The organism is Kitasatospora sp. NPDC059571, from assembly GCF_042735675.1.
Taxonomy (GTDB): Bacteria; Actinomycetota; Actinomycetes; order Streptomycetales; family Streptomycetaceae; genus Kitasatospora.
Map to the genome: position 1 here is coordinate 1 of NZ_JBHWBW010000158.1, position 15,441 is coordinate 15,441.

Sequence of the window (15,441 nt, forward strand, 5' to 3'; positions counted from 1 at the left end):
CCCCACCACCCTGCCCGGGGGGGCCTGTCCCCCCGCGGGGGCGCGCGCCCGCGCGGGCGGGGGCCCCCCCGACGCCGCGGCCCCCCCGCGCCGCCGCGCCCCCCCAGCGGCGGGGGCCCCCGGCCGTGGTCCGACCAGGGGTCAGAGGTCCAGCACCTGGTCCGGGAAGATCAGGTCCGGGTCGCCGCCGATGGTCCGGATGTTCCGCGCGTACAGGCTCCGCACGTCGGTGCCGAACTTGACCGCGATCTCGCTCAGGGTGTCGCCGCTCTTGACGGTGTAGGTGCCGGTGGGGGCGCCGTTCCTCGGGGAGTTGACCGGGGCCGACGCTGTCGTCGTCCGCGCCGATCGCGTGGCATCGGTGGAGCTCCGGCCGGGCACCGGGGCCTGGGCGGGCTTGGACTTGGTGGCGGTGTCGACATGGGCCGGCGCGCCGCCCCTGGTCAGACCGGCCTTCCTGGAGCAGACCGGCCAGGCACCGGGGCCCTGCGAGGCGAGCACCTTCTCGGCGACGGCGATCTGCTGCGCCCTGCTGGCGCGGTTCGCCTGCGGTGCGTACGCGGTGCCGCCGTAGGCCCGCCAGGTGCCGGCGGTGAACTGCAGGCCGCCGTAGAAGCCGTTGCCGGTGTTGATCGACCAGTTGCCGCCGCTCTCGCACCGGGCGACGGCGTCCCAGGTCGAGGCGGAGGCGGCCGAGGCCGAGGGGGCCGAGACGAGTCCGGCCACCGGCAGCGCCGCGACGGCGGCGCCGGCCACGACGGCCACGCGGACTCGGTTGCGCTTGGTGGTGGCCTTGGTGGAGGTGGTGGCGGCGGTGGTCTCGTGACCGGAAGTCATGAACATCCTCTCGACAAGCCCCGGGCAGGCATGCGGAACCAGGCCCCGGTGGGGCCCACGCTCCGCTCACCTCACTCGACGGGCGGCCGGGCACGTGTCCGACGTGCCGTGCCGCCCCGGTCCCGCCCGCTCGCCGCCGGCCCGTTCCGAGCTCGGCCGGTCGGCGGGCACGGCCCTCGCGCCGGGGGTCGGCCGGCGGGCCGTGCATCGGGGTGAACCCGGGTGGTGCTCGTTGCACCGCCCAAGAAGCTACGGGCGGTTGCGGTCGGTCATCAAGCAATTCCTCGACGGCGCAGGTCAGTTGACTGTTACCGGCGGTAAAGATCAAGAAATCGGGCCGGAAATGAGTGCTTTTGAGGGGCTTTTTATGATCGAAAAGGCCGCCAATGCGCCCCCGATCACACCAATGCCTCGGCGAAGCCGCCCGCGAGCTCCACCCGAAGCGATCGTCACATGACGATCCGTCACCGAATCAACCGGAGTTCCCGCCTCCGCCGCCCGTCTTGGTGGCACCAGCCACAGCCGTCACCCATCACACCCAGTCCAGTCACACAAAGCAATGGCCCGCCAGTCCGTGCCCCCGCGCAGCAGGCCAAGTGCCGCGCCTATGGCAAGAGACGCACGCCCATCGACACCCCCACCACCACCGGGAACTGCCACCACGTCAGCAACGCCACCCACACCCCGGCCACGAACCCCGCCCACTCCGCCGCACCACCCCGACCGCCCCCTCCCGCCACCAACGCCGCGACGTACGACACCGCCGTCCGGCCGACCATCACCAGGCCCGCGAACCGCAGGAACACCCCCGCAACGCCCCGCCCGAGCCCCCGCCGAACCCCGCCCCCGACCCTCCGTCACCCGCGGTCCCGCCCCTCGCCGGCCACGACCGCCGACACCTCCCAGAGCCCGCGCGCCGCGACCGCCCGCGCCCACGACTCCCACCCCACGACCGCCCCCGACAACCGCGCCCCCCACACCGTCGCCGGCGCCGCGTACAGGACGTCGACGAGAGCGACCGCGCACGCCGCGCTCACGTTGCACTCCACCCTCAACACCGCTCCACCCCCAACACCGCCCCACCACCAGCACCAGCACCCGACCGGCCCGCGGCAGCGCGCCGGCCAGCCCCGCACCGGCCGATCGGCGTCAGAGCCCGACCCGGCCGCACACCGCGAGGGCAACCAGGCCCAGGCGGACGGCGTCCGCCGATCCGGGAGACCACCTCAAGACGGCGCGGGCAGGGCGAGGCTCTGGCCACCGGATCGGAAGACGACCGAGCCACCGCCCACGACAGCCCCCACGACAGCCCCCGCGACGCCCGCCCGGCGAGAACCGCCCGCCTCGACCGGCGAGCGGCACCACCCGTTGTGCGGTGGCCCAGCGGCTGATGTTGGGCAGGGCAGCGTTTCAGACCGGCTGTACTTCGGTGGAAGACGAGGCACCCCGCACCATGGGCAACCGCTCCCTTGCCCGAGGCATTCAGGCCCATGGGTCGTCCGAGTAGCCCGCAGGGCAGGTAGGTCGGGTGATCGGTTCTCAGGTGAGGTGAGTACACCTACTCATGTGGCCGGCCGACCGGCAGCCCGAAGATACGGGGCATAGGAAGGATCCACCCGGTCCGCGGGCGTAAACCTTGCCCCCGGGACCGACCATCTGAAGGACCACAGCCATGTCCCGCTCCGCCGACGCCCGCGTCAACCGTCTCGCCGCGCTGCTGCGGCCCGCGTTCGACAACCTGCTCTCCCGCGCCTACCTGGGCCTGGTGGTGGTCGCGATCGCCGTGTTCCTGCACGCCGCCTACGTCGCCCGGGACACCTCGTTCGCGGGGATGTGGCCGGTCCTGGCCACGGCGCCGTTCGGCGTCCTCGCGCTGCCGCTGCCCGCCCTGGTGTGGGACAGCCCGCTCGAATGGTGCGGCCCCCTGCTCCTCACCGCGGCGACGACCGCCGCCGGCCTGGCCAACGCCGTCATGATCGGCCGCTTCGCACGGACGCTCCGCCGCCGCACCCGGCACGGCTGACGGCCGACCAGAGCCTCCGGCCACCTCGTCGGCCGATCACCCGCCACCGCCGGCCGATCACCCACCCGGACCCACCCCCGGTGCGCCTCACCCCGAGCTGGGCGCGGCCCCGTAGCGTCGAGGCGGAGCGCAAACTCCGTCACCGGCAGGGTCCGGCCGCTGCCGCCCCAACTCGGCACCGGCCGGGCCCTGCCGCATCCGACCCGCCTGATCGTGGCGATCGGGTTCGGGCCGTTGCGAGAGCGTGCCTGACGCCGTTCGGCTGAGGGCAGCGCCGGGCCCTCGGGCGCGTCCACATGCGCCCGAGGGCTCGGGTCCTCCGGTCGGGGCTCGGTGCTACTTGGCCTTCTGGACGAAGTCGTTGGTGTAGGTCTTCGTCAGGTCGACGGTGTGGCCCTTGACGGTCGGGTCGAAGGCGGAGAGCACGTTGAGCACGGTCTGCGGGCCCTCCGCGGGCATCAGGCCGTCCGGGGAGTACATGCTCTTCTCGTTCTCCAGGGCCTTGACGTAGACGTCCTTGCCGACACCGGCGTAGTAGTCGGCGGGCATCTTCTCGGTGATCTCGGCCGGGGTGTGGCCCTGGATCCACTTGAGCGTCTCGACGAAGGCGTTGGCGAGCTTCTGGACCGCCTCGGGGTTCTTCTTGACGTAGTCGGTGGTGAGGTAGAGGCACGAGGACGGGTAGGTGCCGCCGAGTGCCGCCTTCGCCCCCTCCGCCGTCCGCATGTCGATCAGGGGCTTGGCGAGGCCCTTCTGCATCAGCATGGAGATGGTCGGCTCGGTGGTCATGCCGGCGTCGATCTGCTTGTTCTGCATGGCGGCGACGAAGGTGGAGCCGGCGCCCACCGCGATCGAGGTGGCCTCGCCCGGCTTCACCCCGTTCTTCGACTCCAGGTACTGCGTCAGGAAGTTGGTGGAGGAGCCCAGACCGGTGACGCCGAGGTGGCGGCCCTTGAAGTCGGCCGGCGACTTCACGGTGTCGGCCACGTCGGTGCGGACCATCTCGACCTCGCCCGGGGCCTGCAGCAGCTGCACGACGGACTCGGTGGACTTGCCCTTGGACTGCAGGTCGATGTTGTGGTCGTAGAAGCCCACCACCGCGTCCACCTGGCCGGCGAGCATCGCGGTCTCGGCGTCGACGCCGGCGGGCTCGTCGGACAGCTGTGCGTCGATGCCCTGCGCCTTGAAGAAGCCGAGGTTCTGGGCGAGCATCACGGGCAGGTAGATCTGCTTGTTGAGACCGCCGACCATGATCTTGACGGTGGTCTCGCCGCCGGCGTTCGTGGCGGCGGGCTTGGCGTCGCCACCGCTGCTGCCGCCGCTGCAGGCGGTGAGGGACAGGGCGAGGGTGGTGGCGGCGACCACGGCGAGGGCGGATCTCTTGGCCAGCGACATTGCCGGACTCCTTCAGTGGGTGGGGAACTGCGGTGGAGGTGGGTCGAACCGCGTGAGTGCGGGTGGTGCGGGTGGTGCGGTGGGGGTGGGTCAGATGCGGGCGGCCTCGGTGCCGGACTGGGCGGGGCGCCAGCGCAGCACGCGCCTCTCGAACCGGGTCACCAGCCATTCGGCGAGCAGCGCGAGGACGGCGATGATCACGGTGCCGGCGTAGATGCCGTCGGCGTTGAAGGATCCCTGGGCCTGGGCGATCAGCTGGCCGAGGCCGTACTGGGCGCCCAGGATCTCGCCGACGATCGCACCGATGAGGGCGAAGCCGAACGCGGCGTGCAGCGAGGCGATGATCCAGGTCATCGCGGAGGGCAGCACGACCTGGGTGGTGACCCGCCACGGGGAGGCCCCGAGGATCCGGGCGTTGGAGATCAGGTTCTGGTCGACCTCGCGGGTGCCCTGGAAGGCGTTGAAGAAGACGGAGAAGAAGACCAGCACGGTGGCCAGGGCGATCTTGCCGGACGGGCCGAGCCCGAACCAGATGATGAAGATCGAGCCGAGCACGATGCGGGGGATGGAGTTCGCCGCCTTGATGAAGGGTGCCGCGATGTCCGCCAGCGCCTTGATCCGGCCGAGCGCGATGCCCAGTACGACGCCGGAGCCGGTGCCGATCAGGAAGCCGAAGACGGTCTCCTGCATGGTCACGCCGATGTTCCGCCAGATCGAGCCGGTCGCCGTGCCCTCGGTGAACCAGACCCTCAGCTGCTCGGCGACACCGCTCGGCGAACCGTAGGTGAAGGTGTCCAGCCAGCCCTGGTCGGCGCCGAGCTGCCAGCCGCCGAGCACGGCGACGATCAGCGCGGCCTGGGCGGCGAGGACGAGCAGCCGGCGGCGGCGCACCCGCGCCCTGGCGGCGCGCAGCAGCGCGGCCTCGTCGGTCGGCGCTCCGGTGGTCTGGGTCATGGTCGGGCTCTCTGCGGGATGGTCGGACGACGGCCGTGCGGCGGCGCTCTGCAGGCCGGTCATCGGGTCGCTCCCGAGGTCTCGGCGCTGGCGGGCTCCGGGGCGGTGCCGGCGGTACGGGCGTAGGCGAGCTGCACCTCGTCGCGCAGGCTGTTCCAGATCTGCTCGTACAGCTCGACGAACCGCGGGTGGAAGCGGATCTCCTGGACCTTGCGCGGGCGCGGCAGGTCGATGGGGAAGGTGTCCTTGACGGTGGCCGGGCCGACCGTGAGCACCACCACCTTGTCGGCCAGGGCGATGGCCTCCTCCAGGTCGTGGGTGACGAAGACGACGGCGGGCCGGGTGAGTTCCCACAGGGCGAGGAGCTCGTCCTGGACGATCTGCCGGGTCTGGACGTCCAGGGCCGAGAACGGTTCGTCCATGAGCAGGATCTCGGGCTCGTTGATCAGCGTCTGGGCGAGGGCGACGCGCTTGCGCATGCCGCCGGACAGCTGGTGCGGCAGCCGGTCCTCGAACCCGGACAGGCCGACCCGGCGCAGCCAGTCGCGGGCCTTGGCGACGGCCTCCTTCTTGCCGACTCCGCGGAAGATCGGCCCGGCTGCGACGTTGTCGAGCACCGACTTCCAGGGGAAGACGGCGTCGGTCTGGAACATGAAGCCGACCCGGGGGTCGATGCCCTCGACGGGCTCGCCGTGGATGAGCGTCCGGCCCTCACTGGCGGGCTCCAGGCCGGAGATCAGCGAGAGGGTGGTGGACTTGCCGCAGCCGGTCGGTCCGACCACGGCGCAGAACTCGCCGGGGGCCACGGTCATGCCCAGGTTGCGCATGGCCGTGTAGACGCCGCCCGACGGGGTGCGGAACCTCTTGGTCGCGCTGCGCAGCTCGATCGCCGGGATCGCGCCGCTGGATGTCTCGTTCACTGCGTGCACCGCCTTGGGGCCGGGTCGTGCGGGTGGTCCGCAACCTCCCCGTTGTTTCCGGGGTGTTAAGCGGTGGTGTGAAGGTAGGGCCCGGCGCAGGGGGGGCGGGAGTCTTGCGAACGTTGCGCAGGTTCACCGCGTAATCCAGGTTCTGCTCGTTCTGCTCACATTCACCAGGGTGGGCAAAACCCTTTCGAGCAGGCACAATCTGCGGAGCGCGGACGCGAGGCGGAGGTGAATGTCGGTGCTTCGACGCGGACGCGGCCGGAAACTCTCGGTCCGAATCCTCACCGGCCAGCTGGCGATCCTCGCCGTCACGAGCGTGATCGGCTTCGTCCTGCTCGCCCAGGCGCAGCGCGCCCAGCTGGACCGGGAGTACGAGCAGCGGGCGCTTGCCATCGCCGAGACCACCGCCGCTGATCCGCAGATCCGCAACGCCATGGAGTACGGCGGCGGCGGTGACGTGGTGCAGGCCATCGCCGGCCGGATCGAGGCAGCCTCGGGCGCGTCGTACGTCGTCGTGATCGACCTGCAGGGGATCCGCCACTCCCACCCCCACCCCGACCTGATCGGCAGGGCGGTCGAGGAGCCGCTGGCGGTGCTCGGCGACCGGACGTGGGTCGGCATCAACCACGGCGTGACCGGCAGCTCCGCGAACGGAAAGGCCCCCCTGCACGGCCCCACCGGCGAGCTGGTCGGCGAGGTGTCGGTCGGCATCGCCGAGAAGAACGTCCTCGATCAGCTGCGCCGCGAGCTGTCCGCCTTCGGCCTCTACCTCGGCAGTGCGCTCGCGGTCGGCGCCACCGCCTCCTACCTGCTCGCCCGCCGCCTGAAGCGGACGACCTTCGGCCTGGAGCTGGAGGAGATCGCCGGGCTGCTCCAGGACCGCGAGGCGATGCTGCACGGCATCAAGGAGGGCGTCGTCGCCTTCGACCCGCAGGGCAGGATCAGCGTCGTCAACGACGAGGCCCGCCGACTGCTCGGGCTGGGCACCGCCCTCGGCAGCCGGATCGACGAGGTCGTGCCCGAGGGCCGGCTGCGCAGCGCCCTGGACGGCACGCTGTCCGGCGTGGACCTGACGGTGCTCACCGACCACCACTGCCTCGCCGTCAACCGGATGCCGGTGGTGCTCCGCGGACACGAGCTGGGCGCGGTCGTCACCGTCCGGGACCGAACCGAACTGGTCGGACTGCTGCGGGAGTTGGACTCGGTGCGCGGCCTCACCGACGCCCTGCGGGCGCAGCAGCACGAGTTCGCCAACCGCATGCACACGATGGCCGGGCTACTCGAACTCGGCGAGCACGAGGCGGCGTTCGACTTCGCGGTGGAACTGGGCCACGAGGCGAGCGCGCTGGCCGAGGGCGTCCGGGAGCGGATCGGCAACCCGTTGATGGTCGGGCTGATCGTCGCCAAGACGACGGTTGCCGCCGAGCGCGGCGTGCGGATCGAACTCGACGGCGGGTCCCAGCTGGGCGAGCAGCCCGGGCACCTGCGACGGCTGCTGACGATCACCGGCAACCTGCTCGACAACGCGGTCGAGGCGGCCGGCAGCCCGGGCCTGGTACGGCTGTCCCTCGTGGAGGGGGCGGACACGATCGTGCTGAGGGTCGCGGACTCCGGCCCCGGCATCCCGGACGGCGCGGCCGCATCCATTTTCGAGGACGGCTGGTCGACCAGCCCCGACCGCGGGACGGCACGGCGAGGCCTGGGCCTCGCCCTGGTCCACCGGCTGGTGCAGCGGCACCAGGGGACGATCACGGTGAGCGAGGGCCCGGGAGCCGTCTTCACCGTGACCCTGCCCCTGCCGGACCAGGACCCCGCACCGATGGGCACGCTCTTCACCCTGCCGCCCGTCGTCCTCGCCGGCTCACACTCCCAAGGGGCACCGTGATCAGAACCCTCGTGGTCGACGACGACTTCCGGGTCAACGCCATCCACCGCGCCTACGTCGGGCGGATCCCCGGCTACGAGGTCGTCGGCCGGGCCGATTCGGTCTCGACGGCGCTGAAGGCCGCCCGGGCGCTCGTGCCCGACCTCCTGCTGCTCGACGTCTACCTCCCGGACGGCAGCGGGCTGGACGTGCTGCGCCGGCTGCTCACCGATGACACCGGCGACCGCCCGGACGCGCTGATGATCACGGCGGCACGGGACGTCGGCACGGTGCGTTCGGCGATGAAGCTCGGCGCGACGGGCTACCTGGTGAAGCCGTTCGGCTTCGCCGCGCTCGAGGAGCGCCTCGCCGCCTACCGGGAACTGCGGGACCGGGTCGCGGCGCTCGACCCGGCCGCGGAGAACGGCCAGGCCGAGGTGGACGCGCTGTTCACCGCCGCGCGGCCGGCCGCCTCCACGGCCCCGGCCAAGGGCCACTCCGCTCCGACGCTGGCGCTGGTCCTGGCAGCGGTCCGGGCCAAGGGATGCGACATGTCGGCCGCTCAGGTGGCCGAGCAGACGGGCATCTCCCGGGCCACGGCGCAGCGCTACCTCTCCTATCTGGCCAAGGAGGGCCGGATCCGCCTCGAACTGCGCTACGGAACGACCGGCCGCCCCGAACACCGCTACCGGGCAACCCCGGCCGAGGCCTGACGGAGGTCGGCTTCACGCATCGGTCACCGGATGCACCATCCCCAGCGCCTCCACGAACAGGGGAGCGTCGCCGCCGGGTGGTGCGGTGTGGCTGTAGGCGATGAGCTGCTCTGGAAGGCCCTGCCCCGGGGTGGGGGTGAGTTCCAGCCGGTAGTCGTGGCCGCGGAAGGACTGGCCGCGCAGGCTGACCCGGACCGTGTTCGGACCCGCGGCGGTGGTCAGCCGGAGCTGGTGAGGGCGCAGCAGGACGGTGGCCGGCCCGGTCCCGGCCGTCGAGGTCAGCGGGAGGGGGCCGAGGGCGGTGTCCGCGCAGTCGGCGCTGAGCCGGCCCTCCAACAGGTTGGCCTCGCCGAGGAAGGAGGCCACGGCTGTATCCGCGGGTTCCTGGTAGAGCTTCTGCGGTGATTGGCGAGGTCGAGCACGGAGGCAGGCGGCGCGGTGTCGGCGGGCTTTCCGGTGGCGGCGATGAGCGCTGCACTGCGCGCGGAGACACCCACCCAGTCGCCCTTGGGGGAACTGTCCACGGCGGGGACGGCCTTCAGGGTGTCGGCCTGGACGGGGGCCAGCAGGCCCTGGTTCTCCAGGATGGTTAGGGCCGGCGGGTTCTCGGCGTAGAAGACGTCGGCGGGCGAGGCCTTGCCCTCCTGCAGGATCTGGTTGGCGAGTTCGGCCTCGTCACGGAGCGGAGCTCGGCCTTGATACCGGTGCGCTCCTCGAAGTCCGCCGTCAGCGCCTTCACGGTCTGCTCGTGCGGGCCGCCGTAGACGGCGACCGTCTGCCCGGCGAGCGACTGAGGTTTTCTCAACGACTACGCAGGAGGTTAAGTACAGCGTCAATCGGCGGTCTGGCGCCGAGCGAGGGGTGGGTCATGGCGTAGACGGCCCGGGTGAGCTCCGTGTCGGCAACCGGCCGCAGGACGACGTCGAAGCTTGGGCCGTGAGCCTGTGCCACGAGCTGCGGCACCAGGGCCACTCCGAGTCCGTGGGCCACCATTCGGAGAACGAGCTGGAAGTCGTCGACCGCGTGCGTGATCCGGGGTGGGAAACCGGCGATCGCGCAGGCGCGTTGGACCAGGGCGGCGCTGCCGTCCTCTCGTGAGCCGACGATCCAGGGCGCGTCGGTTAGGCTGCGCAGGTCCACCGGGCGTTCATCCCTATCCGACGCGCAGGCATGGTCGGCTGGAAGTGCGAGGAGAACGGGCTCGACGGCCAGCGGATGGACATCGAGTTCGGCCGGGGTCGGGGTGGGCGTGAGGTTGTAGCTGTAGCAGACGGCCACTTCGCAGCGCCGCGCGCGGAGCGCGGAGAGGGCCTCGGGCGGTTCCAGCTCGTGGAGGGAGACCTGCAGGTCGGGATACCGTTCGCGGGAGGCGACCAGGGCAGGGACCACATGCACCGCAGCGAAGGTCGAGAAGCATGCGACGTCGATCGGTCCGCGCGGGGTACCCCCGGCACGCAGATCGCGTTCCGCGGTCTCCAATGCCCCGAGCACGATGCGAGCGTGCGCCACCAGACGCAGCCCCTCGTGTGTGAGGCGGACCCGGCGCCCGACCCGCTCAAGCAGTTGCACCCCTGCTTCACGTTCCAGCACTGCGAGTTGCTGGGACACCGCGGAGGAGGTGTAGCCGCAGGCGGCGGCGACCGCCGTCATGGTCCCGCGGTCGGCAAGCTCCCGGAGCAAAAGCAGCCGCACCGGATCCAACATCAAGCACTCCTAACAGGTCTGTGAAGCAATGCGTGGTGGACCTTAGTGATCCTTCCACGCCATCCTGCCGGTGCCCCTTCGGCGCGGGCACCGGGGCACGGGACACGCCTCCGCCCCGCTCACGCCGCTCGGGGCCGTGAATGCCCAAGCCGGACAGGAGAGCACGTTGATCGACACATGGCTGATCGAGCGGTACGCGGCGCAGGCATGGCCGGCTGCCGAGGCTCTGGAGGAGGACGGTTGGCTGCTACGCCACACCCCTGGCGTGCCGCGCCGCCGGTCGAACTCCGCCTTGCCGCTGGTGCGGGGAGAAGCCGTGCTGACGGCCCTGTCTCGGGTGGAAAACTTCTATGCCGCCCGGGGGATGCCGGTCGCCGTCCAGGTGGCGCCGGCGGAAGAGCACACCGCACTGGACGCGCTGCTCGCTGAGCGAGGATACCGACGGGACGCGGCGACCCTGGTGTGCGTCGCACCGGCCGCAACCGTGATCACCGGTTCCCGCCCCGCGGTGCCGTTGGAGGTGACGGTCGCGGAGCACCCGACCCGCCAGTGGCTGGACGCCTACGTCGCCCTCGACGGCCACGAGAACAGCCAGGAGGCCGCGGACCAGGTCCTCGCACGTATTTCCGGCCCCGCCGCCTACCTCACCGCCGAACACGGCAACCAGGTGGCCGGCATGGGACTGATCGTGGCTTCCCCGGGCTGCGCCGGGGTCTTCTGCATGGCTACCCACCCCGAGCACCGGCGGCAGGGAATCGCCACCGCGATTCTGCACGTCGGTGCCCGTTGGGCCGCAGCACGCGGCGCCGATGAGCTGTACCTGCAAGTCATGGACGAGAACCACGTCGCGCGCCGGCTGTACGAACGTGTGGGATTCCGCGTCTCGCACACCTACCACTACCGGCTCAATCAGGTGGCCACCGATCGCCTCGCCGTCCTCGACCACGAGAGCGGCAAGCCCTCCACGGGAACCGTCGCACGCATAGGCACAACCTAGGGGTCCGGGAGCATGCCCGGACCCACGCTTCAACACCGCGTTTGGCACGTGCGTCGCCACCGATGCAAGGGCCTGCCGGCCGAGAGCGCCACCTTCACCCTGTAGCCGACCCGCCGACGGGGACGCGGTGGCACCCGCCCGCAGACTGTGCAGGCCGCCGATAACAGGATGCGGCGATCGGTGATACTGGGCCGGTGACTGTGCACCGGATACTCGTGGTGGAGGACGACCCAGGCCTCCGCAACGTCCTCGTGCGGGGCCTCAAGGAGGAGTCCTTCGAGGTGCTCGCGGCCGCCGATGGCGCCGCCGCACTGCGCTCCGCCGACCGGGAGGTTGACGCGGTCGTCCTCGACATCGGGCTCCCGGACTCCGACGGACGCGACGTCTGCCAAGCCCTCCGCGCCCGCGGCCTCGACGCACCCGTGATCTTCCTCACCGCCTACGACGGCCTGGCGGACCGCCTCTCCGGATTCTCCGCCGGCGCGGACGACTACCTCGCCAAACCGTTCCACCTGGCGGAGCTCGCCGCCCGGCTCCGCGCCGCGCTGCGCCGCGCCGGCACCGACCCGGCCGTCCGCACAGCCGAGCTGCGCCTGGACCCGGCGCGGTTCGTCCTCGAGGGCCCGCACGGCGAGGTGCCCCTCACCCCGACCGAGTTCCGCCTGCTCGGCTGCCTGATGGCCGCACCCGGCACCGTCGTACGCCGCCGCGCCCTGCTGCGGGCCGGCTGGCCCGAAGGCGCGATCGTCACGGACAACACCCTCGACCAGTACCTGGCACGGCTGCGCCGCAAGCTCCGCGAGGCCGGGGGCACGGCCGGCATCGGCACCGTCCGCGGTGTGGGACACCGGTTCGCATGAGGCGCCTGCCCCGGCCCGCGACCCTGCGCGGGCGACTCGCCCTCGTCGCCCTGGCCACCAGCGTGCTGTGGGTGTCCGTGGCCACCGCCGCCTTCAACGTGGTCCTCGGCTCCCAGCTGCGCTCGCAGGCCGACGACGTGCTGCGCACCCGGGCGGACGCCGTCGTCGCCACGCTCGAACCGCGGCCCGGCGGTCTGGTGGTCCGGGAACCCGCCGACGACACCGCGCTCGACGCGGGTGTCTGGATCTTCGACGGGGACCGGGCGGTGGAGCAGCCGACGGCCTCCCCGGCGCTGGACCGGGCGGCCCGGGAACTCGCCGGCAGGGCGGTCGGTGCGCAGGGGGAGACCCGCGGCTCCTACCGGCTGTGGGCCGTACCCGTGCTGGACGGCCCGCGCCGCGCCGGGACCGTGGTCACCGCGCTGTCGTCCGACCCGTACCGGGAGAGCGCCCGCAGCGCGCTGGTCGGCTCCGTCGCCCTGGCGGTGCTCCTGGTCGCGGGAATCTACCTCCTGTCGCGGCGCATGGTGGGCCGGGCCCTTCGGCCCGTCGCCGCGATGAGCGAGCAGGCGGCCGAGTGGAGTGGGACGGACATCGCGCACCGTTTCGGCTCCGCTCCCCGGCCCGTCGAGCTCGCCGCCCTCGCCGACCGCCTGGACGGGCTCCTCGACCGGGTGGCGGCCGTGGTCCGGCACGAGCAGCAGCTCTCCAACGAGCTATCCCACGAACTGCGCACACCGCTGGCACGGGTCGCGGCCGAGGCGGAGTGGCTGCTGGCCCGAGGCCGCAGTGCCGAGGACCAGGAGCGGTCGCACCGGGCGATCGCCGCCGACGCGGCGCAGATGCAGGAGATCTGCCGGGCCCTGCTGGCCGAGGCGCGGGCCGGCTCGCCCCGGGCCCCGGGCCGCAGCGAACTGCTGCCCGTCGTCGAGTCCGTGGCGCGGAAGGCCGGGATCGGCCGCGCCGAACCTGCGATCACGGTCACGACCGATCCGTCGCTCCCGTTGCCCGCGGTCGGTGCCACGGCCGCCGTCGTCGAGCGGATCCTGGCGCCGCTGGTCGACAACGCCCAACGCCACGCCCGCCGGCGGGTCGGCATCGCGGTGCGCGGCGGACCGGCGGGCGCGCACGTGGTGGTGACCGACGACGGCCCCGGAGTGCCGACGGGGATCCCCGACATCGGCGAGGCCGTCTTCGCGCCCGGCTACCGTGGTGACCCGCAGGACGGGCACGACGGCGCCGGTCTCGGACTGGCGCTGGCCCGTCGGCTGGCGCGACAGGTCGGCGGCGACGTCGTCTGTGTGCCGGGCCTGGGCGGCGGCCGGTTCGAGGTGTCCATCCCGAGGGGGTGAGCACCGCCGTCCTGGCCGCCGGCGCCGGGCATTGACGCCGGGGCACCATCGCCTCACCGGCGAAGCGGCCGCCCACCGACGTCCCGGGCCGATGCTCAGGTTGTGTTCAGGTCCGAGGTGCGAGCCTCGCTCCCATGGCTACCACCACGGAGCGGCTCTCGGCCACGCCCGACGCCCGACGGATGCTGAACAAGGTTCCCGAAGTCACGATCTGGTTCTGGATCATCAAGATCCTGTGCACCACGGTCGGCGAGAGCTTCGCCGACTGGATCAACATGACGCTCGGTGTCGGCCTGATCAACACCTCCTTGATCTTCACCGCCGTCCTGGCCGCCGCCCTGGCCTGGCAGCTCGGAACCAGGCGCTACGTCCCGTTCGTGTACTGGCTCACCGTCGTGGTCCTGAGCGTGACCGGCACCCTGTACACCGACATCCTCACCGACAGCCAGGGCGTTCCCCTCGCGGTGAGCAGCAGCGTCTTCGCCGGCGTCCTCGCCCTCGTCTTCGGGATCTGGTACGCCCGCGAGCGGACCCTGTCCATCCACAGCATCGTCACCCGCCCCCGCGAGCTCTTCTACTGGCTCGCGGTCCTCGTCACCTTCGCCCTCGGCACCGCCACCGGCGACTGGACCCTGGAGCTCACGGGCTGGACCCCGGGCGTCTCGGTGCTCCTCCCGCTCGGGCTGATCGCGGCGATCGTCGTCGGGTGGCGCCTCGGCGCGAGCCTGGTGCTCTCCTTCTGGCTGGCCTACATCCTCACCCGCCCGCTCGGTGCCAACCTCGGCGACTGGTTCGCCTCGCCCGGCAGCGACGGCGGCCTGGGCCTGGGGACCGCGGTGACCAGTGTGGTCTTCCTGGCTGCGATCCTCGCGACGGTCCTGTACCTCACCCGCAGCCGCAGCGACGTCATCGAGACCCACCGCCCGGCCCAGGGCGCACCGGCGGCGAACCCGGGCCGCGAGCGCATCATGCTCGCCTACTACGCCGCCCTGGCGGTCGCCACCACGGCACTCCTCGTCTGGGCGCACCAGCAGCCGCACGCCGCCGTGGCCGGCGAGGGCGACGGCCCCGCGCCCGCGTCCGCCCCCCTCACCCCGGAGCAGGCGACGTCGTCGTTCCCCCCTGCGGAGATCGCGAAGTTCCGTACGATCACCGCCGACACCCTGGCCAAGCTGACCGCCGGCGACCAAGCGGCCGCGACCACCCGGGTGACCGACCTGGAGAAGGCCTGGGACGACGACCAGGACGCCCTGCAACCGAAGAACGAGCAGGCCTGGACATTCCTCGACGGCGAGATCGACCACGTCCTGAAGGCGCTCCGCGCCCCGAACCCGGACAAGGCCACCGAGACGGACGCCCTCAACGCCCTCCTCACCTCCCTGACCGCGACGCCCCAGCAGCCGCCCACGGCTGCGGCCTCCGCCCCCGCGCCCGCATCGGCCGTGCCCACCCCCGACCAGGTGACGTCGTCGTTCCCCCCTGCGGAGATCGCGAAGTTCCGTACGATCACCGCCGACACCCTGGCCAAGCTGACCGCGGGCCACCAGGCGGCCGCGACCACCCGGGTGACCGACCTGGAGAAGGCCTGGGACGACGACCAGGACGCCCTGCAGCCGAAGAACGAGCAGGCCTGGACATTCCTCGACGGCGAGATCGACCACGTCCTGAAGGCGCTCCGCGCCCCGAACCCGGACAAGGCCACCGAGGTCAAGGCTCTCAACACCCTCCTCACCTCGCTCGGCTGAGAATCCCCGGACGGCGCCCTCAGCCACGACCCGAACACCGACCGCGCCGAACGGCGGCGCCGGGCCCACCC

At 72.1% G+C, this 15,441-nt stretch carries 15 protein-coding genes; 8 read left to right on the plus strand and 7 right to left on the minus strand.

Annotation, left to right across the window (positions count from 1 at the left end):
- Window positions 1–141: 141 nt before the first annotated feature.
- On the minus strand, window positions 142–837 hold the full coding sequence (locus ACFV0G_RS19100) for a transglycosylase family protein (RefSeq protein ID WP_380548703.1): 696 nt from the start codon (window positions 835–837) through the stop codon (window positions 142–144).
- Between the two features lie 259 nt (window positions 838–1,096).
- On the opposite strand from ACFV0G_RS19100, the gene ACFV0G_RS19105 reads away from it, so the two are divergent.
- Complete coding sequence (locus ACFV0G_RS19105; protein WP_380548706.1) at window positions 1,097–1,294, plus strand: hypothetical protein; 198 nt, start codon at window positions 1,097–1,099, stop codon at window positions 1,292–1,294.
- A gap of 400 nt (window positions 1,295–1,694) precedes the next feature.
- On the opposite strand, the gene ACFV0G_RS19110 is transcribed toward ACFV0G_RS19105, so the two are convergent.
- Complete coding sequence (locus ACFV0G_RS19110) at window positions 1,695–1,874, minus strand: hypothetical protein (protein ID WP_380548709.1); 180 nt, start codon at window positions 1,872–1,874, stop codon at window positions 1,695–1,697.
- A 635-nt stretch (window positions 1,875–2,509) separates the two neighbouring features.
- Between ACFV0G_RS19110 and ACFV0G_RS19115 the strand changes: the two genes are divergently transcribed.
- A complete protein-coding gene (locus ACFV0G_RS19115; protein ID WP_380548712.1) occupies window positions 2,510–2,860 on the plus strand; it encodes an SCO4225 family membrane protein in 351 nt (116 codons plus the stop codon).
- Between the two features lie 336 nt (window positions 2,861–3,196).
- Here ACFV0G_RS19115 and ACFV0G_RS19120 read toward each other — a convergent pair whose 3' ends face one another.
- The 3 genes from ACFV0G_RS19120 to ACFV0G_RS19130 form a co-directional block, all read right to left on the minus strand.
- Window positions 3,197–4,255: an ABC transporter substrate-binding protein gene (locus ACFV0G_RS19120; RefSeq protein WP_380548715.1), complete on the minus strand. Its 1,059-nt coding sequence runs from the start codon at window positions 4,253–4,255 to the stop codon at window positions 3,197–3,199.
- 90 nt (window positions 4,256–4,345) lie between these two features.
- On the minus strand, window positions 4,346–5,209 hold the full coding sequence (locus tag ACFV0G_RS19125; protein ID WP_380548746.1) for an ABC transporter permease: 864 nt from the start codon (window positions 5,207–5,209) through the stop codon (window positions 4,346–4,348).
- 59 nt (window positions 5,210–5,268) lie between these two features.
- On the minus strand, window positions 5,269–6,129 hold the full coding sequence (locus ACFV0G_RS19130; protein WP_380548718.1) for an ABC transporter ATP-binding protein: 861 nt from the start codon (window positions 6,127–6,129) through the stop codon (window positions 5,269–5,271).
- 244 nt (window positions 6,130–6,373) lie between these two features.
- Here ACFV0G_RS19130 and ACFV0G_RS19135 point away from each other — a divergent pair, with 244 nt between their 5' ends.
- Together ACFV0G_RS19135 and ACFV0G_RS19140 are read left to right on the plus strand one after the other, a co-directional pair.
- Complete coding sequence (locus ACFV0G_RS19135; protein ID WP_380548721.1) at window positions 6,374–8,020, plus strand: ATP-binding protein; 1,647 nt, start codon at window positions 6,374–6,376, stop codon at window positions 8,018–8,020.
- On the plus strand, window positions 8,017–8,712 hold the full coding sequence (locus tag ACFV0G_RS19140) for a response regulator (protein WP_380548724.1): 696 nt from the start codon (window positions 8,017–8,019) through the stop codon (window positions 8,710–8,712). Before ACFV0G_RS19135 ends, ACFV0G_RS19140 begins: the two co-directional genes overlap by 4 nt.
- A gap of 12 nt (window positions 8,713–8,724) precedes the next feature.
- Here the strand turns inward: ACFV0G_RS19140 and ACFV0G_RS19145 are convergent, their stop codons facing one another.
- A complete protein-coding gene (locus ACFV0G_RS19145) occupies window positions 8,725–9,078 on the minus strand; it encodes a hypothetical protein (protein WP_380548727.1) in 354 nt (117 codons plus the stop codon).
- Window positions 9,079–9,513: 435 nt separating this feature from the next.
- On the minus strand, window positions 9,514–10,416 hold the full coding sequence (locus ACFV0G_RS19150) for a LysR family transcriptional regulator (RefSeq protein ID WP_380548730.1): 903 nt from the start codon (window positions 10,414–10,416) through the stop codon (window positions 9,514–9,516).
- A 166-nt stretch (window positions 10,417–10,582) separates the two neighbouring features.
- Here ACFV0G_RS19150 and ACFV0G_RS19155 point away from each other — a divergent pair, with 166 nt between their 5' ends.
- The 4 genes from ACFV0G_RS19155 to ACFV0G_RS19170 all read left to right on the plus strand — a co-directional run bounded on the left by ACFV0G_RS19155 (window position 10,583) and on the right by ACFV0G_RS19170 (window position 15,370).
- A complete protein-coding gene (locus ACFV0G_RS19155) occupies window positions 10,583–11,413 on the plus strand; it encodes a GNAT family N-acetyltransferase (protein WP_380548733.1) in 831 nt (276 codons plus the stop codon).
- 194 nt (window positions 11,414–11,607) lie between these two features.
- On the plus strand, window positions 11,608–12,273 hold the full coding sequence (locus tag ACFV0G_RS19160) for a response regulator transcription factor (protein WP_380548737.1): 666 nt from the start codon (window positions 11,608–11,610) through the stop codon (window positions 12,271–12,273).
- Window positions 12,270–13,625 carry a sensor histidine kinase gene (locus tag ACFV0G_RS19165; protein WP_380548740.1) on the plus strand — a complete coding sequence of 452 codons (1,356 nt, stop codon included), beginning with the start codon at window positions 12,270–12,272 and terminating at the stop codon, window positions 13,623–13,625. The genes ACFV0G_RS19160 and ACFV0G_RS19165 overlap by 4 nt, the downstream gene beginning before the upstream one ends.
- A gap of 134 nt (window positions 13,626–13,759) precedes the next feature.
- The gene (locus ACFV0G_RS19170; protein WP_380548743.1) at window positions 13,760–15,370 is read left to right on the plus strand and encodes a hypothetical protein; all 1,611 of its coding nucleotides are present in this window, start codon (window positions 13,760–13,762) and stop codon (window positions 15,368–15,370) included.
- Window positions 15,371–15,441: the final 71 nt, after the last annotated feature.